Origin of the sequence: Sutterella sp., assembly GCF_030539355.1 — a bacterium.
In the GTDB taxonomy this organism is placed as follows: Bacteria; Pseudomonadota; Gammaproteobacteria; order Burkholderiales; family Burkholderiaceae_F; genus Sutterella.
Map to the genome: position 1 here is coordinate 1 of NZ_JAUNSF010000187.1, position 2,260 is coordinate 2,260.

At 62.2% G+C, this 2,260-nt stretch carries 3 protein-coding genes; all 3 read left to right on the forward strand.

Annotated features, from left to right (window positions below; all coding sequences use genetic code 11):
- The first annotated feature begins 288 nt into the window (after nt 1-288).
- The 3 genes from Q4F91_RS13375 to Q4F91_RS13385 all read left to right on the forward strand — a co-directional run bounded on the left by Q4F91_RS13375 (nt 289) and on the right by Q4F91_RS13385 (nt 2,194).
- Complete coding sequence (locus Q4F91_RS13375) at nt 289-735, forward strand: dihydroneopterin aldolase (RefSeq protein ID WP_303338227.1); 447 nt, start codon at nt 289-291, stop codon at nt 733-735.
- Nucleotides 736-743: 8 nt separating this feature from the next.
- Complete coding sequence (gene ttcA / locus Q4F91_RS13380) at nt 744-1,625, forward strand: tRNA 2-thiocytidine(32) synthetase TtcA (RefSeq protein WP_303338228.1); 882 nt, start codon at nt 744-746, stop codon at nt 1,623-1,625.
- Nucleotides 1,626-1,732: 107 nt separating this feature from the next.
- Nucleotides 1,733-2,194, forward strand: a complete 462-nt coding sequence (locus Q4F91_RS13385) for a CBS domain-containing protein (RefSeq protein ID WP_303338229.1) — start codon at nt 1,733-1,735, stop codon at nt 2,192-2,194.
- Nucleotides 2,195-2,260 lie beyond the last annotated feature (66 nt).

The following is a 2,260-nucleotide window of genomic DNA, read 5'->3' on the forward strand; positions in this document are numbered from 1 at the left end:
ACTAGTGCCCAGCGCATGGTCCGATCATTTTACCGAAGCGTCACCGGGACCTCCCGTCCCTTTTCCGGCAGATTCCAAAGTCCGGAATTCTTCATCGTAATGAAGAAATCCGGCCATATTTCTTCATCGTACTGAAGAATTCTGTACCCCCCGCCGTTTCTTTCCGCGGTCCGGGAACATCACTCCTGCGTTGATCGTTACCATCTTCCTTCGGGTATCGGATACTTCCGCCTCATCGAACTCCCGGGCCCGATCCCTTGTCGTCCGGATCTCTACAGAATTCCTAAAATGCATCTCCGCCCCTTCGACTCCTCTCCGACGCTCCCTCCCGTCATGACCGTCACGCCTGAAAGCCTGCGCTTCAGCTGCCGCCGGATTCTCGTCCGCGGACTGAAACTTTCCTGCCGTATCGGCGCCTATGACCACGAGCGTCTCGCCCCCCAGCCCGTTCTCGTTGACTGCGACGTGTGGGTGAGACTCTCGCGCCAGACGAGCTCGCGGGACGCGATCGAGGACGTGCTCAACTACGACCTCATCGTGGATGCGCTTCGCGAGGCAGCCGGCCGCGGCCACATCGACCTGCAGGAGACGCTCGTCGACCGCATGCTTGACCGCGTCTGCACACTCCCCGGCGTGGAGCTCGTCCGCGTCGTCACCGCGAAGCCCGACGCCTACTCGGACGTCGAGTCCGTCGGCATTGAAACCTGGCGCGCACCGGCGCCCTTCATCTCCTGAATTTCTCCATGAGTGAACCGATCAACATCTTCACCTCCCCGACCGGGGAGACGCTCCCTTCCGACCGCAACCGCAAGTCCGTCTCGCAGAAGAAGCTCGAGAAACGCGTCGTCCGCCTCACCGCGCAGGCGATCACCGACTTCGGAATGATCGAGGAAGGCGACCGCGTCATGGTGGCGATGAGCGGCGGCAAGGACAGCTACGTGCTGCTCGACACCCTGAAGACCCTTCAGGCCCGCGCCCCCATTCACTTCGAACTGCTCGCGGTCAACGTGCACCAGCACATCCCGGAGTTCCCGCTCGAGCAGCTCCGCGCGCATCTCGAGAGCACGGGCGTGCCGTACCACATCGAGGACCAGGACACGAACAGCCTGATCCAGAAGCTCATTCCGGAAGGGAAAAACGTCTGCTCGCTCTGCGCCCGTCTGCGCCGCGGCATCCTCTACCGCGTCGCCCGCGAGAAGGGCTGCAACAAGGTCGCCCTCGGTCACCACATGGACGACATCGTCAGCACGCTCCTGCTCAACCTCTTCTACGGCGGCCGCCTCAAGGCCATGCCGCCCGTGCTGATGAACGACCGTCGTGACTGCGTCGTGATCCGCCCGCTCGCCTACATCCGCGAGTACGAGACCGAGAAGCTCGCGAAGATCCGCGGCTATCCGCTCGCCGCCAAGGGCATCTGCGGCGCCGGCGAGAACCTGAAGCGCAAGGAGATCAAGGCCCTGATGAAAAGCTGGGACCGAGAGTTCCCGGGCCGCATCTACAACATCTTCATGAGCCTCACCCGCGTCTCGCCCTCGCACCTGATGGACAAGAACCTCTACGACTTCCATAGCTTCGAGCGCATCATCGGCGCATCTGCGGCGCATGACGCAGAAGACGACGAGTGATCACCTGCGGCCGCAGAACGGCTCGTCTAGAATCAATTGGCTGACAGGACGCGGATGATTCCCGCGTCCTGCGCGCCACCAAGCAAAAGAAGAAACGCAAGAGAAAAATGAGAACACGTTCGCTGAAAGTCATCGACATGGCCGTTCACCAGGTCGCCACCATCGGTCCGGAGAAGACCATCCTTGAGTGCGCGTCCCAGATGCGCCGCGAGCATGTCGGCAGCCTCGTCGTCACCGGCGAGGACAATCGTCCGCTCGGCATGATCACCGACCGCGACATCACGATCGAAGGCGTCGCCCGCGGACTTGACCTTGCCAAGGTCACCGTCGCAGATCTGATGACCACTCCGGTGGTCACCTCCAACGAACGCGAAGGCATGGTCACCGCCCTCGCCCGCATGCGCGAGAACGGCATCCGCCGTCTGCCGATCGTCGATGACACGGGCCGCCTCGTCGGCGTTCTCACCTCCTCGAACCTGATCAAGGAACTCTCCGCGCTGCTCGACAGCCTCGTGCGCACGATCAGCTCCTCCAAGACCCGCGAGATCGCCACGCGTTCCGACGACTGATCACCTCCTGCCGGAACCGAACCAGAACCGCCTCAAGGCACCTCCGCCTGAGGCGGTTTTGTTTTT